At 60.6% G+C, this 26,954-nt stretch carries 21 protein-coding genes and 3 pseudogenes; 12 read left to right on the top strand and 12 right to left on the bottom strand.

Going from position 1 to position 26,954, the window contains the following annotated elements; all coding sequences use genetic code 11:
* Positions 1–15: 15 nt before the first annotated feature.
* Positions 16–267 (bottom strand): annotated as a pseudogene (locus AB4037_RS31825) (hypothetical protein); the annotation flags it as partial.
* 51 nt (positions 268–318) lie between these two features.
* Here AB4037_RS31825 and AB4037_RS31820 point away from each other — a divergent pair.
* Complete coding sequence (locus AB4037_RS31820; RefSeq protein ID WP_441774302.1) at positions 319–810, top strand: hypothetical protein; 492 nt, start codon at positions 319–321, stop codon at positions 808–810.
* Positions 811–958: 148 nt separating this feature from the next.
* On the opposite strand, the gene AB4037_RS31815 is transcribed toward AB4037_RS31820, so the two are convergent.
* The gene (locus tag AB4037_RS31815; protein ID WP_441774265.1) at positions 959–2,374 is read right to left on the bottom strand and encodes an aldehyde dehydrogenase family protein; all 1,416 of its coding nucleotides are present in this window, start codon (positions 2,372–2,374) and stop codon (positions 959–961) included.
* Positions 2,375–2,478: 104 nt separating this feature from the next.
* Here AB4037_RS31815 and AB4037_RS31810 point away from each other — a divergent pair, with 104 nt between their 5' ends.
* Complete coding sequence (locus tag AB4037_RS31810; RefSeq protein WP_434961229.1) at positions 2,479–3,426, top strand: LysR family transcriptional regulator; 948 nt, start codon at positions 2,479–2,481, stop codon at positions 3,424–3,426.
* 494 nt (positions 3,427–3,920) lie between these two features.
* Positions 3,921–4,934 carry a methyltransferase gene (locus tag AB4037_RS31805; protein WP_441774264.1) on the top strand — a complete coding sequence of 338 codons (1,014 nt, stop codon included), beginning with the start codon at positions 3,921–3,923 and terminating at the stop codon, positions 4,932–4,934.
* Positions 4,935–5,196: 262 nt separating this feature from the next.
* Here AB4037_RS31805 and AB4037_RS31800 read toward each other — a convergent pair.
* From AB4037_RS31800 to derI, 7 genes and pseudogenes are all read right to left on the bottom strand, one after another.
* Positions 5,197–5,883 (bottom strand): annotated as a pseudogene (locus AB4037_RS31800) (COG4280 domain-containing protein); the annotation flags it as partial.
* A 789-nt stretch (positions 5,884–6,672) separates the two neighbouring features.
* Entirely contained in the window at positions 6,673–7,617 is a 945-nt protein-coding gene (locus AB4037_RS31795; protein WP_441774263.1) for a carbohydrate kinase family protein, read from the bottom strand.
* Between the two features lie 49 nt (positions 7,618–7,666).
* Positions 7,667–8,698, bottom strand: coding sequence for an ABC transporter permease (locus tag AB4037_RS31790; RefSeq protein WP_441774262.1), 1,032 nt, complete (start codon positions 8,696–8,698; stop codon positions 7,667–7,669).
* Positions 8,695–10,263 (bottom strand): sugar ABC transporter ATP-binding protein, encoded by a 1,569-nt coding sequence (locus tag AB4037_RS31785; RefSeq protein WP_441774261.1) that lies wholly within the window; start codon positions 10,261–10,263, stop codon positions 8,695–8,697. Before AB4037_RS31785 ends, AB4037_RS31790 begins: the two co-directional genes overlap by 4 nt.
* Before the next feature lie 84 nt (positions 10,264–10,347).
* Positions 10,348–11,346 carry an autoinducer 2 ABC transporter substrate-binding protein gene (locus AB4037_RS31780; protein ID WP_441774260.1) on the bottom strand — a complete coding sequence of 333 codons (999 nt, stop codon included), beginning with the start codon at positions 11,344–11,346 and terminating at the stop codon, positions 10,348–10,350.
* 91 nt (positions 11,347–11,437) lie between these two features.
* Positions 11,438–12,427 carry an ABC transporter permease gene (locus tag AB4037_RS31775; RefSeq protein ID WP_441774259.1) on the bottom strand — a complete coding sequence of 330 codons (990 nt, stop codon included), beginning with the start codon at positions 12,425–12,427 and terminating at the stop codon, positions 11,438–11,440.
* Positions 12,428–12,588: 161 nt separating this feature from the next.
* Positions 12,589–13,044 (bottom strand): D-erythrulose-4-phosphate isomerase, encoded by a 456-nt coding sequence (gene derI, locus AB4037_RS31770; RefSeq protein WP_434961235.1) that lies wholly within the window; start codon positions 13,042–13,044, stop codon positions 12,589–12,591.
* Between the two features lie 179 nt (positions 13,045–13,223).
* On the opposite strand from derI, the gene AB4037_RS31765 reads away from it, so the two are divergent.
* From AB4037_RS31765 to dhaL (AB4037_RS31730), 8 genes are all read left to right on the top strand, one after another.
* Positions 13,224–14,702 (top strand): sugar ABC transporter ATP-binding protein, encoded by a 1,479-nt coding sequence (locus tag AB4037_RS31765; RefSeq protein ID WP_441774258.1) that lies wholly within the window; start codon positions 13,224–13,226, stop codon positions 14,700–14,702.
* Positions 14,703–14,746: 44 nt separating this feature from the next.
* Positions 14,747–15,751 carry an ABC transporter permease gene (locus tag AB4037_RS31760; RefSeq protein ID WP_434961237.1) on the top strand — a complete coding sequence of 335 codons (1,005 nt, stop codon included), beginning with the start codon at positions 14,747–14,749 and terminating at the stop codon, positions 15,749–15,751.
* Between the two features lie 82 nt (positions 15,752–15,833).
* Positions 15,834–16,826, top strand: coding sequence for a substrate-binding domain-containing protein (locus AB4037_RS31755; protein ID WP_434961238.1), 993 nt, complete (start codon positions 15,834–15,836; stop codon positions 16,824–16,826).
* A 57-nt stretch (positions 16,827–16,883) separates the two neighbouring features.
* Entirely contained in the window at positions 16,884–17,657 is a 774-nt protein-coding gene (locus tag AB4037_RS31750; protein ID WP_434961239.1) for a GolD/DthD family dehydrogenase, read from the top strand.
* A 33-nt stretch (positions 17,658–17,690) separates the two neighbouring features.
* Complete coding sequence (locus tag AB4037_RS31745; RefSeq protein WP_441774257.1) at positions 17,691–18,683, top strand: dihydroxyacetone kinase subunit DhaK; 993 nt, start codon at positions 17,691–17,693, stop codon at positions 18,681–18,683.
* Positions 18,684–18,695: 12 nt separating this feature from the next.
* Positions 18,696–19,337, top strand: a complete 642-nt coding sequence (dhaL, locus tag AB4037_RS31740; RefSeq protein WP_434961241.1) for a dihydroxyacetone kinase subunit DhaL — start codon at positions 18,696–18,698, stop codon at positions 19,335–19,337.
* Positions 19,338–19,479: 142 nt separating this feature from the next.
* Positions 19,480–21,591, top strand: a complete 2,112-nt coding sequence (locus AB4037_RS31735) for a bifunctional sugar-binding transcriptional regulator/dihydroxyacetone kinase subunit DhaK (RefSeq protein WP_434961242.1) — start codon at positions 19,480–19,482, stop codon at positions 21,589–21,591.
* A gap of 30 nt (positions 21,592–21,621) precedes the next feature.
* Positions 21,622–22,269, top strand: coding sequence for a dihydroxyacetone kinase subunit DhaL (gene dhaL / locus AB4037_RS31730; RefSeq protein ID WP_441774256.1), 648 nt, complete (start codon positions 21,622–21,624; stop codon positions 22,267–22,269).
* Between the two features lie 541 nt (positions 22,270–22,810).
* Here dhaL (AB4037_RS31730) and AB4037_RS31725 read toward each other — a convergent pair.
* The 3 genes and pseudogenes from AB4037_RS31725 to oiaX all read right to left on the bottom strand — a co-directional run.
* Positions 22,811–23,131 (bottom strand): annotated as a pseudogene (locus AB4037_RS31725) (IS3 family transposase); the annotation flags it as partial.
* Between the two features lie 202 nt (positions 23,132–23,333).
* Positions 23,334–24,704 (bottom strand): four-carbon acid sugar kinase family protein, encoded by a 1,371-nt coding sequence (locus AB4037_RS31720; protein ID WP_441774255.1) that lies wholly within the window; start codon positions 24,702–24,704, stop codon positions 23,334–23,336.
* 19 nt (positions 24,705–24,723) lie between these two features.
* Positions 24,724–25,992, bottom strand: a complete 1,269-nt coding sequence (gene oiaX, locus AB4037_RS31715) for a 3-oxo-isoapionate-4-phosphate decarboxylase OiaX (RefSeq protein ID WP_441774254.1) — start codon at positions 25,990–25,992, stop codon at positions 24,724–24,726.
* 206 nt (positions 25,993–26,198) lie between these two features.
* Here oiaX and AB4037_RS31710 point away from each other — a divergent pair, with 206 nt between their 5' ends.
* Complete coding sequence (locus tag AB4037_RS31710) at positions 26,199–26,921, top strand: transcriptional regulator NanR (RefSeq protein ID WP_441774253.1); 723 nt, start codon at positions 26,199–26,201, stop codon at positions 26,919–26,921.
* Positions 26,922–26,954: the final 33 nt, after the last annotated feature.

The raw sequence follows: 26,954 nt of genomic DNA, 5'->3' as shown, positions 1-26,954 counted from the left end.
CAATCCGGGCGTTCGCTAGATCTTCAAGAAAGTCGCCCGTGAAGTAGTCGCGTTCAGGCGGGTGCAGTTGACTGCGCGTGCTCGTGAGCCGCCGAGCGCGGCCAGGAAGAGGGCGCAAAGCAGGCAGAGCCATTTAAGGAGCAGGCTGAAGTTGTAGCGTGCGGCGGCGAGAACGGCGTTGGGGGCGTCGCCTGAGGAATGGGCGAGGAAGTTGCGACCCATGCGGTGGTCACTCTTGCAGTGGCCGATGACGGGTTCGATCGCGGCGCTTAGCGTCGGAAGGCGCTTTGGTTCTGTTGCAGACGTTTCGGTAGTAGGCTGTCGGCCCAAGGGGTAGAGGCAGCAGCCGATACCGTCAACGTCGTCTCTCCCGAGACCTATATCGGCTATGAGCGTGCGGACAATTTCTTGTCGCCGTCGGGGATGATCGTCAACAAACCGCGGGTCTATGCCAAAGCCGGTAGTCTCGACATCAATCAGTGGACGCTCAGCGGAAATTGGACGGTCGAGAAAGAGAGCGCCTCTCTCAATGCCGCCAACGGTGGCATCACCTTTCGCTTCCATGCTCGTGACCTGCATCTGGTTCTCGGTCCTGGCGCCGACAGCAAGCTTGTACGTTTTCGGGTGCTGATCGACGGCAAGGCACCGGGTGCGGCTCACGGAGTAGATATCGATGCCGAGGGTAACGGCACAATCGTTGGCCAGCGCCTCTACCAACTGGTTCGACAAGATGAGCCGATTGGCGATCAAACGTTCCAGATCGAGTTTCTCGATCCGGGCGCCCAGGCCTTTGCGTTTACCTTTGGCTGAGGCACGCCTGAGCCTCATGCCGTTGTGGGGGCAGAAAGGCAGAAGCCCCCACAAGACAGCGTCTGCGCCGCCGGCCGACTCGACCAAGCCATCGCTTTGCATCAGTGACGGAAGGAGGACCGCACCTTCCCTCGAAAGTCGGTAGGCTTCAGGTGATGATCGCGCGGGGTTCGAGGAAGGCTTCCAATCCGAATGGCCCGAATTCGCGGCCAATGCCCGACTGCTTGAACCCACCGAAAGGCGCAAGCGGCTCGTGCGGGGCGCCATTGATCGCGACACGTCCGGCCTCCAGTTGTCCCGCGACCCGGCGTGCCCGTTCCGGATCGGAAGACTGGACATAGGCCGCCAACCCGTAATCGGTGTCGTTGGCGATCGCGATGGCCTCTGCCTCGTCCCGATAGGAGATCACGCAAAGCACCGGTCCAAATATCTCCTCGCGCGCGATCCGCATCTGGTTGGTGACGCCTGTGAAGATGGTCGGGCGGACGAACCAGCCCCGATCAAGGTGATCGGGGCGCCCCTCACCGCCGATGAGCAATGTGGCTCCTTCTTCCTGCCCGAGCCGAATGTAAGACTGGACGCGTTCCCACTGTTTCAGGCTGACCATCGGGCCAATCTGGACGCCGGGATCATTGGCGGGGCCGACCTTCATCGCGGCGCCTGCCGCCTTCAGTCGCTCCAAAATCTCGTCGAGACGGCGTTCGGGCACGAGGATGCGCGTGCCGTCGATGCAGGCCTGCCCGCTGTTGCCGAAACCTGTCATCAGTACCTGCGGGATCGTGCGATCCAGATCGGCATCGTCGAGAATGATGGTCGGGCTTTTGCCGCCCAGTTCGAGTGTTACCCGCTTGATCGTCTGGGCCGCCGCAGCGAGGATCGCCCGGCCGCTGGCGGTGGAGCCGGTGAAGCTGATCTTTGCGATGTCCGGATGCGCGCTGAGGGCAGCGCCTGCCACTGAACCGATGCCATTGACAATGTTGAACACACCGCGCGGCAGCCCGGCCTCATGCAGGCATTGCAGGAGGAGTTGCGTCTGGAGCGCGCTCATCTCGGAAGGCTTGATGACGATCGTGGTGCCGGCCGCGATTGCGGTTGCGAGCTTGGAGCAGATGAAGCCGTAATTGCTGTTCCAGGGCGTGATCGCAGCGGCGATGCCGGATGCGCGCATCTCTACTTCCGCGCGACCGATGGTGCGGCGGAACTGATATCCCTCCAGTGTCTCCGCCATGTCGAGGAAAACGGACGCTGCATGCGGCACGGCAAAGCTTGTGAAAATGGCAGGTGCGCCATATTCCTCGGTCATCGTCGCGACGAGATCATCGCTGCGAGCGGCCACGACGGCGGAAAGCCGCTTGAGCATGGCGATGCGCTCGGCCTTCGACGTACGCGCCATGCCGGAAAAGGCGCGCTTGGCGGCAGCGACGGCCGTATCAACGTCACGCGCATCCGCGAGGCGGACGGTGCCGATCCGCTCCTCGGTGGCCGGATTGAACAAGGACGAGCGCTCCTCGCCCTGCGGCGTGATAAAGGCGCCATCGATATAGATCGTGTCGATATTGCGCATTGGAAAGGGCTCCATATTGAAGGCTGGTGAAGGCCTATATGTCCTACGACCACTGATCTGATAAGAAGGCCAAAGCGGGACAGTCTGATGAAGGATATCGCGCAATGGCAAAGGCCAGCCTGGTCGAACTGGAAGCGGTCGCTGCGGTCGCCCGCTCGGGCGGTTTCCGCGCTGCGGCGCGAGAACTCGGTATATCCTCTTCCGCGCTTAGCCACGCCATCGCGACACTGGAAGAAAGACTGGGCGTAAGGCTGTTCAACCGGACGACCCGTAGCGTCGCATTGTCACCGGCGGGGGAACAGTTCGTTGGGGAGATCACGCCGGCTCTGACGGCCATCGAAGACGCGATCGATCACGCCGGCGAACACAGTGCCGAGCCTACCGGCACGTTGCGCATCAACACCTCACTCGGTGCGGCAAGAATGTTCCTGACGCCATTGTTCCTCGAATATGCCAGCCTCTATCCCCGCGTGGAGGTGGAGATTGTCACAGAGGGCGCACTGGTCGACGTCACCGGGCAAGGCTTCGATGCCGGCATTCGCCTCGCCGAGGCAGTACCTCCCGACATGATTGCTGTCCCCATACTCCCGGAGATCCGCTCGCTGGTCGTCGGCACCCCCGATTATTTCAAGAGGCGGGGTGTGCCCAAGGTGCCGACCGACCTCAGCCGTCACCGCTGCATCCGTGCTCGTATGGCGAGCGGAAAGCTGTACCGCTGGGAGTTCGAGCGTCGGGGTGAAACCATGCTGATCGATGTGCCGGGTACGCTGACACTCGATGAAAGCAGCCTGATGCTGGAAGCGGCATTGGCGGGCGTTGGCCTGACTTATCTCGCCGAGCCGGTGGTCGCAGAATATATTGCCGCCCACCGACTGATGGTGGTTCTGGAAGACTGGACACCGCCCTATCCGGGGCCTTGCCTTTACTTCGCCGGACGCCGACATATTCCGGCCAGGCTCCGAGCCCTTATAGATCTCATTCGGGCGTGGCCATTGGCGAAGCGAACTGCTTCGACATCGCGAAGCCACGCGCCCCAGGAGCAATCGCTTTAGAGACGAACTTCCTCCAGCGCTGGACGCCATGCAACGTGATGGGATTGCCTTTCGATTCCGTAGTTACGTTTGGATTGCCGACCGCCTTCAATTGTTGCTGCCAGAAAACAAAAAGGCGAGAGTTTTATATCCAACCCTTACTTCTAGGTCACGCGCCATTCACACACCATAAATTTACTTTCTGTTAAAACAAACAATATCCTCATATATTCAAATAAAAAATATAGTAATCACACACAATATTGCCCTCAAGGATAATTTTAGTCCACGCCAACACATCTATATTATTCTAAATTATTTTTATTTCACGCGCATACGGCTTTTAATTATTTCACAAAACTACAAAATACCTTATCATCTTTGCACGGCGCTAGGATGTCGTCGGCAACCGCCGGCACCTGATCACGATCCGCATCCAAGGATGCTCGTTCCTATTCTTTCCGTCTCTACCGTTCGACAGCAGTCCAACGACACAAACCATGGGGGGACAAACGATGGGCGCGACGACACCAGACAATATCATGCAGCTCGGCATGGGCTTCTGGGCCTCCAAGACATTGCTCAGTGCGGTCGAACTCGGTGTCTTCACAGAACTCGCTACGGGACCGGCCGATCTGCCGACGCTGCAGACCAAGTTGAAATTGCATCCCCGTGCGGTTCGCGATTTCCTCGATGCCCTGGTGGCTCTTGGGATGCTTGAGCGCGACGATGGCATCTATCGCAATTCCCCCGATACGGATCTCTTCCTCGACAAAGCGAAGCCGTCCTATATCGGCGGTATCCTCGAAATGGCCAATGCCCGGCTCTACGGTTTCTGGGGCTCGCTTACCGAGGCCCTGCACACAGGCGAAGCCCAAAACGAAGGCAAACACAGCGAAGACTTCTTTGCGGCCCTCTACGCGGAACCCGAGCGCCTGAGTGGCTTCCTCAAGGCCATGAGCGGTATCAGCGCCGGCGCGGCACATACGATTGCAGCCAAGTTCGATTGGTCGAAATATGCGACTTTTGCCGACGTGGGTGCAGCGCAGGGCATGGTGCCCGTGGTGGTCGCGCGGAGCCATCCGCATCTGCGCGCGATCGGCTTCGATCTGCCCGCCGTACAGCCGATATTTGACGAATTCGTCGCGCAACAAGGACTCACCGAGCGCATACGCTTTCAGGCTGGCAGTTTTTTCGATGGACCCATGCCGAACGTGGATGTGATCGTGATGGGACATATCCTGCACGACTGGGACCTCGCCCAGAAGAAGCTGCTAATACAAAAAGCCTTCGCCGCCTTGCCGAAAGGTGGCGCCCTGATCGTCTACGACGCCGTCATCGATGACGAACGCCGCAAGAATGCCTTCGGCCTTCTGATGAGTTTGAACATGCTGATCGAAACTCGTGGGGGCTTCGACTATACTGGTGCGGACTGCCAGACTTGGATGCGAGAAGCAGGCTTCGTGTCCACACGCGTCGAGCCATTGCTGGGACCGGATTCGATGGTGGTCGGATTCAAGCCTGAATGAACCCCTCCAAATGGCGCGCGGGATCTGGATCGGCGCGGTGATGTGGCTCGAGTTGCCTGCCGCACTCACGATGTTCAGCAGATGTTTCGCTACGAAGCGGACATACGATCGGAACTATAAAAAAGCGCCTGCGCGACGAACGTGTCGAGGCTCCCATCTGGCTGGTTCGGAAAAGACCGGAGGAATTTGATCGGCAGGAGATTGGTGAGCGCGAGGAAGCGATCGGTCGTTCCATAAGGCCGATATGCGAAAAAGGCGCCTGCAACAGGCCAAGCAATCGCAGGACCGAGCCCGGCCACGGTACCCCCATGCCCTCACCCGTCCAGAAGACACCGAATGCTTAAAGCATCACGCCGACACCAAACTTCAGGGTATTCTCCGGAACCTGGGCGAGAGGCTTTCGCAGCAGCAACCCGATTGCGAGTACCACCAAACACGCAGCGAGCGCTCCCAAGGCAGCGGGAAGCAGCAGGCCACGCCCAGCACCAACGGCTATGACGATAAAAACCACCTCAAGGCCTTCGAGAAGAACAGCCTTGAAGGCCGTCAACCCTGCGATCCACGAGAGGGCTTCACGCCCGGAAGCGGCCGCCAGCCGAGCGGATTCCGATTCAAAAATGGCGTCCTCATCATGCAACGGGATGATGTCGGCACTCCGCAGGATAGCCTTCCGCAGCCACCCCATGCCGAACAGCAAGAGGAGAATACCGATGACAAGCTGCAGAACCTGAAGCGGGATAAGACCTATCAAAGGGCCGAAGACAGCGATCAGCAGGCCAAGGACGACAAGGGCGGCCATTGTACCGATTAAAGCCGGACGCCACCCCCGCAAGGTGCCTACCGCCAAGACGATGGTGAACGCTTCGACCACCTCGACGACGGAGGCGAGGAACGCGGCACCTAGCGCGGGTGCCGCGACACCTAGGGAAACCAATTCCAATATTGCCATCGCTGAAAAGGAACTTTCTCGACCTGCCGTAGACACCGCCTCGCCGCGAGCCATGGTAGAAGGGGTTGCCTTAGCTGAGAATTAGAAGGACCGGCCGCGGGCCGGTGACAGCCGTGCCGAGCGACGCGGCGAGAAAGCGTCGCCTCCGGCAAGCCTGATCCTCAGATTCAAGCGATCGCCTGCCTCGTGATTGGCGAAGAATACATCCGAAATGGACGTTGCTTCGGTGAAAGTCCGCAAAAACAGAAGGGATCAGACAGGCTCACGGTGACCTGCTCCCCTGGAAAGTCCTCGCCTTGAGGTTAGCCTGCTCTCTGACAGAGGAGACGGGCCATGAAACGATCGAGGTTTTCGGACGAACACATCATCGGCATCGGGCGCCTCACGGCAGGGTGTCCGTGTTGACGGTCTTTGCGTTGCAGGATTTGGAGAAGGATCGCCCGGCTCTATCAGCGGCCTAGCGGCGGCGTTTGACGTTGCCCTAAACGCGCTGGCATGCACGAAGCACCGGGCGACAGCCCTTGATCAGGTCGAACGCAGGATGGGTCGAGGCCGTTTCGATCATGCAGACCGCTGGCCAGAGCGGCGCGGAATTATATCGCCCCGCCTGCGCGGCAGGCGCGGGGTCGTCGTTCTGCAGATCTTCGCTGGTGGGGATCCAAGCCTCGCGGCTGCGCTTTCGGCAAAAGCCCCCCTGCTCGCCCGAACGAAGCGCATCCTTGACTGAGCCTGCCGCCGGCCTCCGGGATCATGAAGGGCCGGATTTCCGGCATGTTTCCTTTTCAGTTTTCAATGTTTGATCGGCATGGTGTTCATGAAGGCCAATGTGTCCTCGAACGACCGAATGCCTGCATCGGAGCCGAGACCCGTCGCCACCAGTGCCGCCGATGCCTGGGCAAAGTTCAAAGCGGTCTTCAGGTCCATCCTGCGATGCAGGGCCGTGATGAAACCAGCATCAAACGCATCGCCGCACCCGGTCGTGTCCACGACCTCGATTTGGAAGGCCGGCTGGCGAACGATCTCGCCGTGAGCGTCCATGAAGCACACGCCATCACCGCCAAGCGTGAACACGCAATGTTTCACGCCGCGATCGAGGAAGAACCGGCCCGCACTCTCAATGCCGGACGCGCCGGAAATCTGCCGCGCTTCCTCGATGGAGGGCATGAAATAGTCGATATAGGGAAACAGGGGTGCGATAAGATCGAGCGTGCCGTCATTGGCACCGAGCAGGTCGAACGTTGTCGTCCGCCCACGCGCTTTTGCCTCGGCCAGCAATTTGCGGCTCGGCTCGCCGTCGAGCTTGGCCAATAATCCGGTACCGCCAAGGTGAATGATCGCCGGAGCCAGCACCGCATCAAGATCGCTCTCGGCAATCTCGAAATGATCGGAGGCGCCTCGCGCATGGAGCGCCGGCCGGTCGCCATTGCGCCGAATATTCAAAATGGTCGACGATGTCTGCACACCTGTCAGGCGCTGCATCTGAGCCGTATCGACGCCGAAGCGCTGAAGTGTTGCAAGAACGAAATCGGCTTTCTCGTCGTCGCCCACGGCACCGACTGCGAGGCAATTCAACCCAAGCTTTGCAAGATCCACCACCGTCCCACCGGCGGTACCCGCAACCGTCAGCCTGATTTCGTCAATGAACTCCACATTGCCGCCAGGTGGAATGGCATCAACCGGCCGCCCGAGCACGTCGAGAATGTAAAGCCCAATGACTGACACATCATGAGACATGGAAACCTCTTGAAATAAGATACATGGGGGGCTGCGCTGCAGGCGCCTGCTAGCTGCGATTACGCAAGGCGAAAATGGTGCCTGCGATCAGGATGAAAATGCCGACGATGGCCAGTTGCAACGTGCTGGGAATACCCACGAAGATCAGTACGTTGCTGACCAGCGTTATCAACAGCACGCCGAGCAGGGTCCCAATCACCGATCCGGAGCCCCCCGTGATGCGTGCGCCGCCCAGAACGACGGCCGCGATGATTTCAAGCTCCATGCCGGCAAGATCGAACGGATTGGCGAGGCGATTGCTCGAAACGTGGATTACACCTGCAATGCCGGCGAGCAGCCCGGCATAGGCAAACACGAACACCCGCACGCGAAACAGATTGATACCCAGACGTTCGGCAATCGCGGAATTGCCACCGATGGCGAAAATGGCGCGGCCCATCAGCGTGCGTTCCAGGATGTACCACGTGATGAAAGCGGCAACGACCAGAACCAGAACCGTCGCCGGCAACACGGACACAACGCCATTCGAGGCGCGATGGGTGAACAGCGAAGCCTTGCCGAAAGCGTCCATCGCGGACGGGATGTTCATGAACAGAGCGGTCCCGATGAATGTCAGCAAGAAACTGCGGATGACATATTGGGTGCCGATCGTGACGATCAGCGACGGTGCCTGGAGTTTTTGTACGAGCAGCCCGTTTACGATTCCAAAGGCCGCACCGCCGAGAGCCGCAAGGATCAAGATGACCGTCATCGGCATGCCCGGGAACCAGTTCGTTACGACCATGGTCAGGACATACATCACGAAAGCGGCAATCGCCGTGAACGATACGTCGATGCCCCCGGAAGCCAGCACGACCAGCACCCCCATCGCGAACAGTCCGCGCACCACCGACGCGCGCAGTATGTCGACGATATTGCTCATCTGGAGGAAGTCGGGATTGGCGGCGATCACGACCAGGCAGGTCGCAATCGTCAGCACCAATGTGAAGAGTTCGGGCCGGCGCCCCATCAAATCCCACCAGCGGCGTGCGACGCCGCGGCGCTGGGGGGCGGTAGCGGTCGCGGATACAATCTCGGTCATTGCGCGATCTCCTTCGACGTGCCGGCCATGGACTGATAGATCGCGTCTTCAGTCAGCCCTTCGGCCTCGTGCGCGGCCACGATGCAGCCGTGGCGCATGACGAGAATGCGATCGCAATTCTGCAAAAGCTCCGGCAGGTCATCGCTGATGATGATGACGCCCATGCCCTCATCGGCCAGGCGCTGGATGATCCGGAAGATCGTGTCTTTCGATCCCACATCCACGCCAACGGTCGGCCCGTGCAGGATGAGCAGTTTCGGGTTGATGGTAAGCCACCGCCCGATGAGCACTCTTTGCTGGTTGCCGCCGGAAAGGGACTGCACCGGAACCGTTACATCCGGCGCGACGATCTGCAGGTCGGTAACACTGGCTTCCGCAGTGCGACGGGCGCTGCGGGAACTGAGGATGCCGAGCGCATTGCGCAGTCGATCCAGGATCGGCAGCGTTATGTTGTCCTGTATCGACTTTTCAAGAAACAGACCCTCGGTAAGGCGATCCTCGGGCACATAGCCAATACCATTTTGTATGGCTTGCAGCGTCGATTGGGGCGCGATCGTCCTGCCGGCCAAGCGTATCTTGCCGCCAACCGCCGGCTTCACGCCGGCCAGCGCGAGAGCGAGCTCGTTGCGGCCGGAATCCAACAGCCCCGTGACGCCCAGTATCTCGCCCTTTCTCACGCTCAGCGAGATATTTCGAAAAGCCCGGCCATCCTCGAGCTTCTCGACTTGGAGCAGAACGTCGCCAAGGTTGGGATCGGTGCGATAGCGTGTCTCGCCGATCTTGCGGCCCGTCATCCACTGACTGAATTCAGCCTTGCTGTGATCGGCGACATCGAGTTCGGCGACCTTCAGCCCGTCGCGCATGATGATTGCGCGGCCCCCGAGCAGTTTGCACTCGTCGAGCTTATGCGTGACGAACAAAACCGCGACACCTTTGGCGAGTAGCCGCTCGACAACGCCCAGCAAATTCTCGACTTCCTGCCGCGTAAGCGACGTCGTTGGCTCGTCCATGATGACCAGGCGCGCTTCGGACGCGATAGCGCGGGCGATGGCAATCAGCTGGCGCGTTGCAAGCGGCAGCGTGTCCGTGCGACGCGTGAGAAAATCACTACCGGTCGGAAGATGCACTTCCGCCAAGGCCCGGCGCGCCGTTTCATGAAGCGCCGTGACATTCAGTCTGCGAACCAGACGTCCCGACGCCTCGACGAGTTGCTCGGTAAACGCGACGTTTTCGGCAACCGAGAGGTTGGGCAGGAGCGACAGGTCCTGATAGACTGTTTCGATGCCGGCCCGTAGCGCCCCGATCGCGCCCAGATCTCCGGCTCTACTTCCGGTCGACTGGCCATCGATCAGAATTTGCCCCTCGTCGGCAAGCTGGGCGCCGGAAAGGATCTTGATCAGCGTACTCTTGCCGCAGCCATTCTCCCCCATCAGGTGATAGATCTGCCCCCCCTCGATCGTCAGGCTGACATCCTTCAGCGCCATAACGCCGCCAAAGGACTTCCTGACGTTTCTAACCTCGAGAAACGGCGGCAAAAGGCGCGGCGTAGGATCGGTCGCGTGCATGGCAAATTCCTAAAACTCCCCGATGCGCCTTCCAGGACGGGATCGACGCCCATCGGAAGACGCATCGGTGAGCGATGCTCGTTGTCAGAACGGGAACTGCTTGTAGTTGGACTTGTCGACATCCACCCAGGCCTGGCCCTGCATGATGATGCCCTTGCCCGGTCCCTTTATGACGGTCATCTTTTCATAGCCCGGCACGCCGAGATTGACCCCGTCCTTGATCTCTTCGCCCTTCAGGACCATCTCGGAGACCTTGTTCATGACGTAACCGGCGTCCTTGGGATCCCAGAAGAAGATCTGATTGACGGCGCCGCTTTCCAGATAAGGTCCGGTATCCTTGGGAAGGCCAAGGCCATAGACGCAGACCTTGCCCTGAAGGCCGGCTTCTTCCACAGCCCGGCCGATACCGATCACGTCAATGGCAGAGGAGCCCTGGAAACCCTTGATGTCCGGATATTTGCGCAAGATCTCCTTGGCCTTTTCATAGGCGCGATTGGCATCGTTGAAGGATTCGTTCTTGGCGGCAACCAGTTCCATGCCCGGATATTTCTTGGCGTTTTCCGCGCCGGCATCGACCCACTGATTATGCGTCAAGCTGCCCAACGAGCCGACGAAGGACGTCCATTTGCCTGACTTGCCCATGCAGGCGGAGAGCTTTTCGTTGATACGCGCACCAAAGGCCTTGTTGTCGAAGGCTTCGATGTCGACATCGGTATTCTTGAGGCTATCCCCCTCATGGGTGATGACCTTGATCCCGCGCTGAGAGGCCCGGCGAAGCACGCCTTCGAGTGCGGACGGGTCCATCGGAACAACTGCGATCGCCGATACTTTCTTCGCGACGAGATCTTCGATGATGCGGGCCTGCTGAGCCGCATCCGCCTTGGCGGGGCCGATCTGGTTGGCGCTTAAGCCGGGATTGTCCTTCCCAAACGCATCCACGCCTTCATTCATGCGGATGAACCAGTTTTCGCCGGTGACCTTGACCACCGTCACGATGGATGGCTTGTCCTGAGCGAACGAAGCCCCGGCCATCAACACGCCTGCCAGCATCGTACAAGCTGCCAGTTTGGTAATTTTGCTCATAGTTTCCTCCATTTTAAGCAAAATCGTTTTCTAAGATCGGCATTACCGGTTCTATGGGATCTTCACGGTGCCGAGCCGATCGCGAACCGAGCTATCGTCGCTTCGGCTTGAGCCAGACGCCCAGATGCATCCGTGAGAAGGCCAGGAGGGCCAACAGCAAGACGCCCCAGGCAAGGTCGCGGAAGAAATTCGAAATGTTCATGAAGTTGAACAGGCTTGAGAGAATCTGCAGCGCCGTCGCAGCCAGCAGCACGCAGATCACCTTGCCGTATCCACCTTCGGGCCTAACGCCGCCCAGAACGGCAATCAGAATGGCGATCAACACATAAGAGCCGCCGTAATCCCATTTCACCGAGGAATTGCGGGCCGCGATAATGACGCCGGCAACGGAAGACAGCACGCCGCAGAGGGTATAGGTAACAAGCAGCATGCGCTTTTCGTTGATGCCGCCATACCGTGCCGCCTTGGAATTACTTCCAAGCAACATGAGTTTCATGCCGAACGGCGTATATTTCAAGAGAAACGCCAGGCCGGCTGCAATTGCCAGAAACAACGCAAAGCACAGGGGAATGCCGAGTACCGGCATGTTGCCGAAATCATCCAGCGGCTCGATAAAGCCCATGGTGATCGCGGAGCCGTTGGTCAGGAACACCGCAATGCCGGTGAACAGCAGCTGCGTCCCCAGTGTGGCGATCAGGGGTGTGAGCCGCGCATAGGCGATCACGCTTCCATTGACGAAGCCGCCGAGCAGGCCCACGAGAAGCGCCAGACCGATGAAGCCCCAGAAGAACAGCAGCGGTGCGTCATCGGCCACGATGAAATGGCTTGTCACCTGAAAGGCTGCGATGCCGGCAAGGTTCGCCAGGGCGATGCCCGACAGATCGATGCCGCCATTGCCCGAGATCATGGCCAACATGACGCCCAGCGCCAGAAGGCCGAGTTCGGGAACCTGCGACGCCATGGATTGCAGATTGTAGCTGTCGATGAAACTGGAGCCCGCCAATAGAGCCCCGGCAGCGAGCACCGCGCAATTGATCAACAGCAGAAAGGGCGCCTGCCGGTTCAGGCTATATGACGACACTTTTTCCTCCCGTCTCCGAAGAGCATGTTTTACCGGCGAGGCCGGCCAAGTCCGCCGGCGGAGCAGCTTCTTTGTCGATTGCGCAATAGTCCATTGCCGCACTCCATCGTTCGCTATGACAAATGCGGATAGGTCAACTCACCCGCTGAGGTGCAGCAACCTCATGTATTGGATGCATTTCCCCTCCTCGCGTCCAAACGATCGATCGCCTTGACGTTGTCCGCCGATGGGCCGTTTGGATCGAAGCTGGATGCGAGGAAAACGTCGACGATGGCTTTAGCCAGTTCCGGGCCAATCACACGGGCGCCCATGGCAATAATCTGAGCATTGTTAGATCTTGCGGCTCGTTCCGCTGAATAGGTGTCATGGGTCAGGGCGGCGCGGATACCTGGCACTTTGTTCGCCGAAATCGACACGCCGATTCCGGTGCCGCAGAACAACAGTCCCCGATCGTATTCGCCGTTGACCACGCTTTCGGCGAGGACCTTTGAGATGTCGGCGTAGTAGCCCGGCCGGCTCAGATCCGTAACCGTAATGTCGCCCCTTCCGGCCAGATGATGCGCGATGACATCAAGCAGGGGCTTTCCCGCGCCATCCGCGCCGAGAGCAATCTTCATCGATGGTTCCCTCCCGAGACATGCCGGTGCCCGACGGCCACGGCTCTTGTTCGTTTTTGCAGTTATTGACATTTGTCGATCCTTATTTGACAATTGTCAATATCGACGCTCGAGCTTGGACCTCGTGACGTTGATGTGCCCCGCCGGCCAGGCGGCGTGCGCATATGAGGAGAGGAAGCGTGGATCTCTTGCTTGAGGTAGAGGGGCTCAAAAAGTCCTTCGGCGGCGTTGCTGCTTTGCGAAATGGCGCCTTCAAGCTCCATGCGGGTTCCGTCCATGCCCTGTGCGGCGGCAACGGCGCGGGCAAGTCCACCTTCCTGAAGATCCTGATGGGGCTGCATCGGAGAGACGCCGGCGCGATCCGCCGCCGCGGCAAGGCCGTGGAGTTCTCCGGTCCGGCCGAGGCGCTTGCCTCCGGCATTGCCATCATCGAACAGGAACTCAGCCCGGTTCCCCACATGACAGCGGCCGAGAACATCTTCCTCGGGCGCGAACCGTCGGCGCGCTTCGGCGGCATCGATTTCCGCAAGATGAACCGGGAGGCGCAGGCGCTGTTCGATCAGCTCGGCTTCAATATCCGTGCCAGCCAATACATGATGAATCTCTCGGTGGCGCAGATGCAACTCGTGGAGATCGCCAAGGCGCTCAGTCACGATGCCGAGGTCATCTTCATGGACGAGCCGACCTCCGCCATCGGCGAGAAGGAAGCTCAGCATCTGTTCTCGGCCATCGAGCAGCTCAAGGCCGCCGGCAAGGGTGTCGTCTATGTCTCCCACCGGCTGTCGGAAATCTTCCAGATCGCCGACTCCTACACCGTCTTCCGGGACGGCAGTTATGTCGGCAGCRGTGCCTTGGCCGATATCACCCGGCCCGAGCTGATCCGCATGATCGTCGGCCGGGAGCTCGGGGAAGAATACGTCAAGACCAACGTTCCCGACGACCACATCAGTTTCCAGGTTCGCGGCCTCACGGCTCCCGGTAAGATCGACGACATTTCATTTTCCGTGCGACGGGGCGAGATCTTCGGAATCTACGGTCTCATGGGATCAGGGCGTACGGAGATCTTCGACTGCCTGTTTGGCCTGAACAAGCCGACAGCCGGCAGCATCGCCCTGGACGGTCAGCCGCTCACCATTTCCCGTCCCGCCGATGCCATGCGCGCAGGCATCGCGCTCGTCACCGAGGATCGCAAGCTCACCGGCCTCAATCTCTCCGACAGCGTGCGCAACAACATCTGTCTGGCGAGCTTGCCGGAGTTGAGCCCGGGTTTCATCATGCAGCGCCGGCAGGAACGGGCCGCCTCGGCAGACATGATCGCGCGTTTCGGCATCAAAGCCGCGCGCGATACCATGCCGGTTTCCGGCCTGTCGGGTGGCAACCAGCAAAAAGTCGTGCTCGGCAAGTGGTTCTTGCGCCAGCCCAAGCTTCTCCTGCTGGACGAGCCCACGCGCGGCGTCGATGTCGGCGCCAAGCGCGAGATCTACCGCATCATCTGCGATTTCGCGGCGGCAGGCGGCACGGTCGTGATGATCTCATCCGAAATAGACGAAGTGCTCGGCATGTCCGACCGCATCCTGGTGATGCGGCAGGGACGGTCCGCCGGGATCCACCGGCGTGAAGAAACGGACGCGCAGTCGCTCGTGCATTTGTCCACCTGAGATCGGCGCCCCGGCGTATCGCCTGGCACAAAAAGGAAATCCACGTGTCCGCTAACGAGAATCCTTCGACCAGCATCTGGCCCGGCAGGGAGCATCGCCGGCTGATCGTCCAGGAATACGGCATCTTCATCGCCTTCCTGTTGCTTGCCCTGATCCTATCGGTCTCCAACCAGTACTTCCTCACCGCCGGCAACATCTCCAACGTGTTGTTGCAGACCGCCATCAACGGTGTGCTGGCGGTCGGCATGACTTTTGTCATCCTCACCCGAGGTATCGATCTGTCGGTCGGCTCGGTCGCGGCGCTCACTGGCATCATTGCCGCCAGCTTCGCCACCACCTCGGCAACGGCGGGCCTGCCGGGCGCGCCTTATCCGTTCTACCTCGCATTGGCTGCGGGCCTCCTCGTCGGTGTCGCCTGCGGCGCCGTGGCCGGTATCATCGTCTCGCGCTTTGCCGTCCCCGCCTTCGTGGCCACCCTCGGCATGCTTTCGGCAGCGCGTGGCCTGACGCTCATCTATGGCGGGGGCCGGCCCGTGCCTGCCCTCACGCCCGAATTCCGCTGGATCGGCACCGGCAACCTGTTCGGCATTCCTGCACCGGTCGTCCTGCTCGCTCTGGTGTTCGCCCTCTCCTGGTGGGTACTGAACCGTACGCGCTTCGGCCGCTACATCTATGCGGTGGGCGGCAACCCGCATGCCGCCAAGACGTCAGGCATCAGCGTTGCCCGCATCCGTTTCAGCGTCTACGTCATCTCCGGCGGACTTTCGGGACTGGCGGGGATGATGCTGGCGGCCCGCACCGGTTCCGCCTTGCCCCAGGCCGGCATCGCCTACGAACTCGATGCCATCGCGGCCGTGGTGATCGGCGGGACCAGCCTGTCGGGTGGTGTCGGTCGTATCACCGGCACACTGATCGGCGCCCTGATCATCGGCGTGATGAACAACGGCCTCGATCTGATGGGCATCCAATCCTACTACCAGCAGGTTCTCAAGGGCGCCCTGATCGTCGGTGCCGTGATGCTGGATCAGAAGAGAAACCAGGGCGAGTAAGCCCGTGCCATCCGGACGCTCGCGCCCGCGATCCAGAACCGCGTGCCGTCATGGCTGCGGCAATTTTCGGAGGAGAACGACCATGAGGAAACTGCTTGTCGCCCTGGCCGCGGCCACGGCGTTGCTGGTGACGCCTGCCCTGGCGCAGGACAAGAAAATCAAGATCGGTGCGGCCCCCTACGGCCTCAACGCCGAGTTCATGCAGATCTGGACGGCAGCGCTGAAGGAGCATCCTGCCGTCAAGAATGGGGAGGTGGAACTGACCGTATTCGATGGGCGCTATGATGCGCTCGTGCAGCAGGAACAGTTCAACACGATGATCACGCAGAAATTCGACGCGATCATCTTCGTGCCCATCGACATCGAGGCCGGTGCCACCGCCGTCCAGGCCGCGCATGATGCCGGCATTCCCGTCGTCGGCTCGAACACACGCGTCCATTCCGACCTGTTGTCGTCCTATGTCGGCTCCGACGACACGGTCTCGGGCTATCTGGAAGCCAAGAGCGTGCTCGACAAGATCGGCTGCAAGGGCAATGTCGTCATCATCGAAGGCCCGATCGGCCAGTCGGCGCAGATCTCCCGTCTCGAAGGCAACAAGAAGGCGCTGGCCGAGTGCCCCAATGTGAAGATCCTCGAGGACCAGACCGCCAACTGGTCGCGCGCCGAGGCGCAGACCCTGATGGAGAATTGGCTGACGGCGCATCCCGGCCAGATCAATGGCGTCATCGGCCAGAATGACGAGATGGCGCTCGGCGCGATCGAAGCCATCAAGGCAGCCAAGCTCAATGTTAAGGACTTTGCGATTGCCGGCATCGACGGCGTCACCGATGCGCTCAATGCTGTCAAGCAGGGCACGATGACCTCGATCCTGCAGGACGCCCGCGCCCAGGCGCAGGGAGCCCTGGACCTTGCCATCTTCCAGGCAAGGAAGGGCAACTACAAGCCGCAATCCGATATCTGGGCCCAGTATCCCAGCATGCCGTTCAAGGATGGCAGCGCCAAGGAATACAACGTGCCGTGGACGCCCGTCACCGCCGACAATGTCGACAAGCTGCTCGCTGCCCGCAGCAAGTGATTTTTACGCGTGGGGCATCGCCTTGCCCCGCGCCTTCCGCCGCCAGGACCCATCGACATGACCGATATCGCGCCTCAAATCGACCTGACCTTCCCGCTCTCCGGCAAGATCGCCCTCATCACCGGAGCCGCCTCCGGCATCGGTGCGGCCATTGCAGGGGCTTTCGCCACCAAGGGGGTCCGGGTCGCCGTTCTCGACATCAACGCCGAACTTGCCGCCGCGAAGGCGGCGGAGCTTGGGAATGGCGCGCAAGCATTCGTATGCGATGTCACCGATCCTGCGTCCGTCAACGCCGCGATCGCGGGTACGAAGGCGGCTTTTGGCGGCATCGACATCGCGGTCAACAGCGCCGGTGTCGTGTTCCTGGCTCCGGCCGAGGATCTGTCCCTGGACCACTGGACCAGGACGATCGACATCAATCTCAAAGGCAGCTTCCTGGTCACGCAGGCTGTCGGCCGGGAAATGATCAGCGCCGGCAAGGGCGGCAGGATCATTAATCTCGCTTCGCAGGCGGGCACTGTCGCCATCGAGGAGCATGTGGCCTATTGCGCCTCGAAATTCGGCGTCATCGGCATGTCCAAGACCTTTGCGGCCGAGTGGGGCAAATACGGCATCACCGTCAACACGCTTTCCCCCACCATCGTGCTCACCGAACTGGGCAAAAAGGCCTGGGCGGGAGAGAAGGGCGAGGCCGCCCGAAAACGCATTCCCACCGGTCGATTCGCCTTTCCCGAGGAAATCGCGGCTGCGGCCGTTTTCCTCGCTTCCGCCGGTGCGGATATGATCAACGGCGCCGATCTACTAATCGATGGCGGCTACACGATCCTTTGAGCCGAAGCGCTCCAGGAACCCATAGGAGAAATCATGCAGCGTTTCGTCAACAATCCCGACGAAGTCGTCGAAGACACGGTGAAGGGTTTCGTCAAGGCCCATTCCGATATTGTTCGCCTCGCCGACAATCCCCGTGTCATCGCCGCCAGGAATGCCCCCCATGCCGGCAAGGTGGGTGTCATCACGGGCGGCGGCTCCGGCCACGAGCCGGCCTTCATCGGCTATACCGGCAAGAACATGCTCGATGCCGTCGCCGTTGGCGAGCTGTTCTCCTCGCCCACGGCCAAAAGCTTCCATGACGCCATCCGCGAAGCCGATGGTGGCAAAGGGGTCGTCGTGCTCTACGGCAATTATGCCGGCGACAACATGAACGTGAAGATGGCGATCCGGCTCGCAGCCAAGGATGGCATCGAAGTGGCGACCGTCGTCGCCAACGACGATGTCTGCTCGGCGTCCCGCGAAGAGCGCGAAAAACGCCGGGGCGTTGCTGGCGAAATCTTCATGTGGAAGGTTGGCGGCGCCAAGGCGGCAAAGGGGGCCTCGCTCGAAGCCGTCCGTGCCACCGCGCAAAGGGCGATCGACAATTGCCGCTCGATCGGCGTGGGGCTTGGTCCATGTACCTTGCCTGCCGTCGGCCATCCGAATTTCGAGATCGCCCCGGGCACAATGGAGGTCGGCATTGGCCATCACGGCGAGCCGGGCGTCCGCGTGGAGCCGCTGAAATCCGCGGCCGAGATCGCCCGCGACATGTGCGAAATCGTTCTCGACGACCACGATCTTCCCGAAGGCACCGAAGTCGCCGTACTGGTTTCCGGCCTCGGCGCGACACCGCTCAACGAACTCTATATCCTAAACGATACGATCGAATCCGAGATCGTCAAACGCGGCCTGAAAATCCATCGTACCTATATCGGCAATTACTTCACCTCTCTGGAAATGATCGGCGCAACCTTGACGGTCATGGCTCTTGACGACGAACTGAAGGAACTGCTCGATACGGACGTGCGCTGCACTGCAATCTTGTAAAGAGAACGCCTCATGCAAACCCTCAACAATGCAGAAGCCGGCCACATCGTTTTGGCCATGGCAGAACGCATTATCGAAAATCGGGCCTTTCTCAGCGAAATCGACGGCAAGATCGGCGACGGCGATCACGGCGTCAACATGGCGAAAGGCTTCAACCTGGCTGCCGAGCGGCTCAAGGGCAAGAACGCATCCCTTTCAGGCTCGCTCGACACGCTTGGCACCGTCCTGATGACCGAAATCGGTGGCTCGATGGGACCGCTCTATGGCGTCATGTTTACGGAATTCGCCGAAAAGATCGACGGTGTCGACGCCATCGATGCCACCGCCTTCAGCCGTATGCTGCATGCAGGCCTAGAAGGTATTCAATCCATCGGCGCAGCCAAGGTCGGCGACAAGACGCTTCTCGACACATTCGTTCCTGCCCTTGCCGCGTTCGATGACGCGAACATGGCCGGCAGATCCTTTGCCGAAGCGCTGGATGAGCTCGTCGAAGCCGCGGAAAAGGGGCGAGATTCCACAATAGATTTGGTGGCCAGGATCGGACGCGCCAGCCGTCTGGGCGAACGTTCCCGCGGCGTCCTGGACGCTGGGGCAACCTCCTGTGCCATCATTCTGAAGGAATTGTCACTTCGCGCCCGCGAGCAACTGCAATAAGGGACAGCCGATTTGCGCAACATGGCGGCCCCACTTTATGCTTGGAAAGTTGGGCCGCCCTTTGTTTCGAATTTTCTCAAAACGAGACAAAGGCATTGTCCTGCAAGCCTTCCCGACCGACGCAGGAGCGATGGCAAACAAGATGGCGCCGAGTAATAAAACCGCGATGGCCAAGCCTGGTCAGGCGGAATTGGCCGATGTCATACCGCTGCGATATGGCGACGATCCCTATGTGTGGGCATGCTGGCTTTATTACGAGGACGGGCGCACACAGGGCGATATCGCCGAGATAATGGGAATCTCACGCGCAACGGTCAACAGCTACCTTGCCGAAGCGCGCAGCCGTGGAATCGTCAGCATTTCCATCGAGCCTTCGCGGCTGAGCTCGCTGGTAATCGCGCAGGAGCTGAAACAGCATTTCGGATTGACCGACTGCCTCGTCGTGCCCAATGACGACGGATCGCGAACCTTGATCGACCGCCTGGGAGCCGCCGGCGCGCAAGCGGTTGCGAAGCTGCTGAAATCCGGCGATACGGTCGCCGTCGCATGGGGGCGCACAATCCTATCCATTGCCCAAAACCTGCATATCTCCAATCTGCAGGATGTGACGGTCGTCCAGGCAACCGGCGGCACGCGAGCCGGTTTCGCCTACACGCCGGAGCTGTGCGCGGCGGCGGTCGCCACAGCCACGAATGCTCATCTCATCAACATCACCGCGCCGGCTATCGTGTCGAATGCGCAGGTCAAATCGGCTTTTTTGGACGAACCGGTCATTGCCGAGCAATTTCAAGCACTGACCCGAGCCAACAAGGCACTTTTCGGCATTTCGTCCCTTCGGCCGAATTCGACGATCCATACCAGCGGATTCTTTGAGGACGTGTCGATCCAGGACTATCTGGCCAGAAATGCCGTCGGCGTGATTGCAGGCCGTTTCATCGACTCCCATGGCCAGCCCGTTTCGGGACCTCTAGACGACAGAACTATCGGCATTTCGCTCGATCGGCTGCGAGATAGCGACATGCGCATTGCGGTTGCCGGCGGTTTCGACAAGGTGCCGGCAATTCTGGCGGCGCTGAGAGGCGGCTATGTCAGCGTGCTGATCACCGATGCGGCGACCGGGCGTGGCATCCTCAACGCCGATGGCGTTGCGCAGATCCACAACAGGCCCGCCCAACGCTTGCGCCAGGAATCCGAGGCTGCCCCGCCCAGCCACAATCGCACCCACATCAAGAAATTTCTCAACAACCCGGACGATGTCGTCGATGAAATGCTCGACGGGGTGGTCAAGGCCCATGCCGCTCATATCGTGCCGATCAACGGCTCGAAGCGTGCCCTGGTTGCGCGCAATGGTCCACGTGCGGGCAAGGTCGGTCTGGTCATCGGCGGTGGCTCCGGCCACGAACCCTGCTTTCTCGGTTATGTCGGCAAGGGGCTGGCCGACGCAGTCGCGGTCGGCAACGTCTTCTCCTCGCCTCCCCCTGTTCCAATCCTCGAATGCGCAAAGGCTGCCTCAGGCGGAGCCGGCGTCCTTTTCGTCTACGGCAATTATGTCGGCGACGTGATGAACTTCGAAATGGCGGCCGAGCTGGCACAGGAGGCGAACATCCCCACACGGACGGTGCTGACGACCGACGATATCTCCTCCTCACCGGTAGAGGATCGCGACGGACGGCGCGGCGTGGCGGGCAATTTCTTTGTCTTCAAGATTGCCGGCGCCGCCTGCGATCGCGGGCTGTCGCTCGAGGAATGCGAGGCCATTGCGCGCAGAGCCAACAGGCGCACCTATACGATGGGGGTCGCGCTGGAACCGTGTTCCTTGCCGCAAACTCGCCGGCACAACTTCGAGATCGGCCCTGACGAGATGGAAATCGGCATGGGCATTCATGGCGAGCGGGGCGTTATCCGCGAGAAGATGATGCAAGCCGACGAAATCGTCGACCGCATCATGGACAAGGTCTTTTCCGAGATGACCGCCGGCCCGGGTGACCGGGTGGCGGTTCTCGTCAATTCGTTCGGCTCGACCCCCCTGATGGAGCTCTACATCCTGTTCAAGCGCGTGGAAGAGCGCCTCAGCGCCAAGCGGATCAGCATCGTAGCGAACTGGGTCGGCCATTATTGCACATCGCTCGACATGAACGGTGCGTCCATATCCATCCTGCATCTGGATCAGGAACTATCCGATCTCCTGTCGCATCCTTGCGATACGGCCTTTCTTCGGATCACCGAAAAAGGGCCGCTACCTGCGGCCCAATGAGAATTCCACGCTGTTCGGGAGATCAATACAATGTCGGAAACCGCAGCGCGCCGCCTCGGCTGGATGTTCCAGCTAATTGCCCTGTCGATAAAGGCGGAGAAGGAATATCTGTCCGATCTCGACGGCGCCATCGGCGACGCCGATCACGGGATCAGCATGGCTCTGGGCTTTTCGGCCGTCAACGGCGCCCTTGCAAAACTCGATCTCGATCAGGCATCACCCTCCGATGTCTTTGCGGCAGCGGCCTCCGCCTTTCTCGATGCCGTCGGCGCATCCACCGGCCCCCTTTATGCCGCGGCTTTTCAAAACGCATCCAAGGCCTTGAAAAACCAACTGTCCCTCGACCTGCCGGAACAGGTTGCTATCGTCGAAGCCATTACCAAAGGTATCCAATTACGTGGCAAAGGGCAGCGCGGGGACAAGACGATGCTCGACACGTGGATTCCGGCCATGGAAATCGCCGTTCATGCCAATGCAAATGGCCTGACCACTGGGCAGATGTGGCGCCATATTGTGGAGGCCGGCACAGAAGGCGCGCAATCAACAAGGTCCATGGTCGCAACCCGCGGCCGCGCGGCGCGGCTTGGGGAACGTTCCCTGGGCCATATGGATCCCGGCGCAGCTTCTGCCCTCATCATTCTGCGGGCAATGCAGGAAGCCTTTGCTGAAAAACTCTAATCTTGGCATTAAACTGGTGATTTTAGATGGCTTCTGAATCGATGGGCTTCCATGATTCGGAGGTGATGGGCGATGGCCTCATCGATCGAAATGACGCTTGAACTGTACTTGTCATCTCCTCGTGTCGGAACGTGAAGAGGCCTTAGCCGCCCAGATGCACCGTTCGGCATGGAAAAGATCGTGCCGCAGATCGTGGATACGCTTCGCGCGCAGCGGGGTCGCCCGGGCCTTCAGTACCGCTCCCCTGGTGAGTATCGCCTGGGGAGGCGAGGTTCGTCGAACGGAGAAAAAGTCAGCGCTCTGTTCGTATGAGCCGAAACATGGGGAACATATAGTCCGGTCGACCATCTGAGCGTGCCTGCTTCCAGAGGGAGACTCGTAGCGCGTCACTTTGAAATACGGCGATAATCTAAAATCGGGCGCTGTTCGAACTTTTTGCCGCCAAACGCCGCCGTTTCCACGCTTTTCTCCCCCAGACTTTCTCCCGCTCATTGCACTGGGCGTAGTTTCGGCGGCTATTGCGCACTAAGATATCGAACGTCGTCAGGACGACATCTTCTCCCCGATAGCTGAAGCGGGGATCCACGGCCGGCGAGAACCGTGACCAGATGTCGACAATGGTGAGAATGCGTAGCTTCTTGCCGGTCGCTAATTGATCATGGACGAAATCCATCGCCCAGGTCTGGTTGCAACGCATTGCCTCCGATCGGTCCTCTCTGAGCTTGGCCTCCACACGCCTCTTCGGGGTCTTGTTGCGCAACTGCAGGTCCAACTCGTTGTAAAGTCTGCGTGTTCGCTTAATGTTGATCGCCCAGCCGTCACGCACGAGAAGGACGTGCACGCGCCTATAGCCATAGCGCAGGCATAGCACGTCAGAGATCGGTCAAAATGGCGACCTTTGAACATGAGGGGTCCCCAAATTGCTGAGGAGCGATCTCATGCCAGTGCAGCCTTGCCGAAAAATCTGCGACACAACCCTCAGCACGAAAGTATACGCGGTCACCCTCAGCTCACTCCTGCATTCGTAGGAGTGAGCGGGGACGCGAGGTGGCACGCAGCGCTGCTTAGCAGATGGGGGATGACCCTACTGTCGTGCAGCGGGATGAAACCGACGCGCGACCTTCGCGGATCATCGAGAAATAGTCGTCGCCACCCACCTGGCCACCCTTGAGGGCAATCTCAAGCCCGTCGAAGGCGGCGGCATCCGCATGAACGGTGCAGAGCGGAGACCCAGGACAGGAGAGCAAGGGCAGCCTCGTCGTCAAGGCAAAGGCGCCCAGTTCGCGCAAAGCATGGCTCGAAGTGTCGCCACCCGCGATGACGGCACGGCGCAGGCCGGCGCGCTCGACCAGAGCCTTTTGAATCCGGCCCAAAGCGAGACCGATGCGGTTGCGGTCTCCCTCGGTCCCGAGCTCGTCGCCGACATCGGTACTCGGCCCCAGGGCGGTATAGAGGATCACGCTATGCCCCTGGGCCAATCCTTCGAGGCCGGCGGCAACGGCCTCTGCAATTGCAGCCTCGCCATGATGGATGAGCGCGCGCGGATCAAGGGCAATGCCGTCGAATCCGTGGGCGACGGCGTGGCGGATCTGCCGTTCCGTGGTGAGCGAGCAACTCCCCGACACAACGGCGATACGATCTGCCACGCCCGGCGCGGAAAAGGAGGCTTTCCCCCCGATCCGGCCGGCTTCCTGCCAGGCCTGCAGCAACGCATATTCCACTCCCGAGGAACCGGCCACCAAGGGCCCGAGCCGCGACTGCAGGCGCAGGAGCTGGCGCCCCGCCTGCAATTGGGTGGCATCGTCATTGACATCGAGAAGCACGATGTCCTCGCCCTTCGCCAAGACGGCATCGACGGTATCGTCGACATCGGCTGCCGCCAGCGCCGCAACGTCGACGAGGCCGATGCCGCTTTGCGTCTGCCGGGCAAGGTGCAGGCGCAGGTCCGCCTCATCCATTGGCGTCACCGGATGGCGGCTCATCACCGGGTGGCGATCGATGCGGTAGACCTGGCCCTGATAGGCGGCGAACAGGGTACCGAAGCTGGTGTAGCGCCTGAGCTGGGGTGCACCGATCACCAGCGGGACTTGCCGCTGCCCGAAGACTTTGCTGCCGATCTCGATGGCGCGGCCGATATTGCCGACAGCCGGGCTCGAATCGAAGGTGGAGCAGACCTTGTAGTGGCAGGTAGCGGCGCCGAGCTGCCTCAGCCATTCGAAAGCCGGCGTGAGCTCGGCATCCATCCAGGCCGGGCTCTGGCTGCGGCTGGTCCCGGCGAGGCCGATGGCATCGCATTCGCCGAAGCGCTCGCGCTGCGCCGGAGAAGGCGGCTGCAGGAACAGGGCGGTACGCACGCCATGCGAGGCCAGCGCTTCCATCACATCGGTGGACCCAGTGAAATCATCGCCATAATAGGAGAGCAGCAAGCCCGGCATCGTTCTTTCCTCGGAAGCTTCAGGACGCAGCGGTGTCGGCGCCGAATTTCTGCAGGGACTGCGCGAGTTCGCGATGCTCGCGTGCATAGGTTTCGAGCGGCACGCCCTCCACGGTCGCCTGCCAGGCCTGGCGAACGGCGCGCACACCCGCTGCCGGGCCGCCGGGATGGCTGACGACCCCACCACCGCACAGATAGAGCAGATCGAGCGTCCGGCCGGTGCGGGCATAGGTATCCGGGGCCTGACCGCCCCATTGGCCCGAACACACGACGGGCATGGGGCAGACGTCGCCCTCGAACAAGGGCGTCGTCACCGACTTGAAAGAGCGCACGAAGGATTCGTCCGATTCCCAATATTTGGCCCGGATGCCGTTGATCTGGAACTGGTCGATGCCGAGCAGTCGCCAGAATTGCTGGTAGACCTCGAAATCCATGCCGAGGCCGGGGTGCCGCGTGAGGATATCCCAGCCGTTGCGATGGGCATGCAAGGCAAGATGCGAGCGTTTGCGCAGGAAAGAGAGGCCGCCGAGGCCCACCGAGTTGATGTTGATCACAGCGGCATTGCCACCGGCCCGAACGACGATATCGTGGTTGCGCATCATCTCGTCGGGATCGCTGTGCGAGATGCCGAAGGCATACATCACCTTCTTGCCGGTCTTCTGCTCATGATCGAGGATGACTGGCATGATCGCCTTCACGCGATCCTCGAGGCTGGAATAGGCCGGGCTTGCCAGCTTCTCGTCATCCTTGATGAAGTCCACCTCGGCTTCGACGAGTTCGCGCACCTGGCCGGCCGATTCAGGCGGGCGCAGCCCCAGCGCTGGCTTGACGATGGAACCGATCACCGGCCGGTCGACGATACCGGTCAGCCGTCGCGTGCCAGCCGTACCGAATTGCGGGCCGGGATAGGCAGCCGCGAAGACCGCGGGCAATTGCATGCCTGTGACACGGATGCCGCTGAATCCCTTGATCGAATAGACGCCGCCGATGGCAATCGTCATCAACGCCGCCAGATCGGTGCCGATCGCCTCGATCGGAAAATCGATGTCGACATCGGCACGCTTGTACACGGCGCCGGCCTGCGTGGAGGGATCGGGGATCGACGGCACCTCAAGGGCCTCCAGCGGCCGGATCGCCACGACGCGCGCGGCGACACGCGCCTTGAGCTCCGGCGTCTCGCCCGGCAGGCTGACGAAGGTGCCGGTCGACTGATCGCTGGCAATCTTGGCGGCCAGCTTCTCGATGTCGCCAGCCGTCTCGATGCGATAGGTCATGCGGATGACGGACATGGCACCCATTCAGTCTGGGGCGCTCGCAGCGCCCGGCCTGGAATTGCTTAACAGGTATGATGAGTATATCATGACTTAAGTCGAAGCAACGGAAATTCGCCTTGTCTGTTTCCGGACAGCGGTGGCACTGTTGCAGCAGCGGCCTTGCCTCACGGAAGAACAGACGGCAAAGACCGCCGAACCTACTGCCTCAATCGGAATGCCTCATGCCCCTCCCCGATCAACGCATTGTCCGTCGCAAGCTCTCCGATGAGGTTTTCGACCGCCTCAAGGCGCTGATCACCAGCGGAGAGTTGCAGCCGGGGGACCCCTTCCCTTCCGAGCGCGAATTGATGGACCGCCTCGGTGTCGGCCGTCCCGCCATCCGCGAAGCCATGCAGCAGCTCAGCATCTTCGGCCTGCTCACCATCTCCCACGGCGAGCGGGCGCGCGTTCGCCAGCCCACCGCCAGGTCGATCTTCCAGCAGGTCGACGATGCTGCCAGCGTGCTCCTGTCGAGCTCCCCGGCCTCGCTGGAGCATCTGAAGGAGGCACGCCGCTTCTTCGAACTGGGCATGGTACGCCAGGCAGCGCAGAAGGCCGATGCGCAGGCGGTTGCCGGCCTGCAGGAAGCCCTGGCCCGCCAGCGCGCGAGCCTTGGCGACGCGGATGCCTTCATCAATGCGGACATGCTGTTCCACACACGTATCGCCGCCATCTCCGGCAACCCGCTGTTCGAGGCGATGAGCGAGGCCATGCTCGGCTGGCTGAAGCAGTACCACACCGATTTGCTGATCTGGACCGGCAAGGAGAACTACACCTTGTCCGAGCACGAGGACATCCTCAACCGCATCATCGCCCATGATCCGGACGGGGCGGAACAGGCGATGGTCAGGCACCTCGATCGTTCCGCCTCGCTCTACGTTCACCAGACCACGGCGTCGGCCTGAACGACGCTGCGGGGCGTAGGCAGCACGGACAGG

Origin of the sequence: Labrys sp. KB_33_2 (genome assembly GCF_052114505.1) — a bacterium.
Lineage (GTDB): Bacteria > Pseudomonadota > Alphaproteobacteria > Rhizobiales > Labraceae > Labrys.
This window is presented reverse-complemented; position numbering and strand designations above follow the sequence as displayed.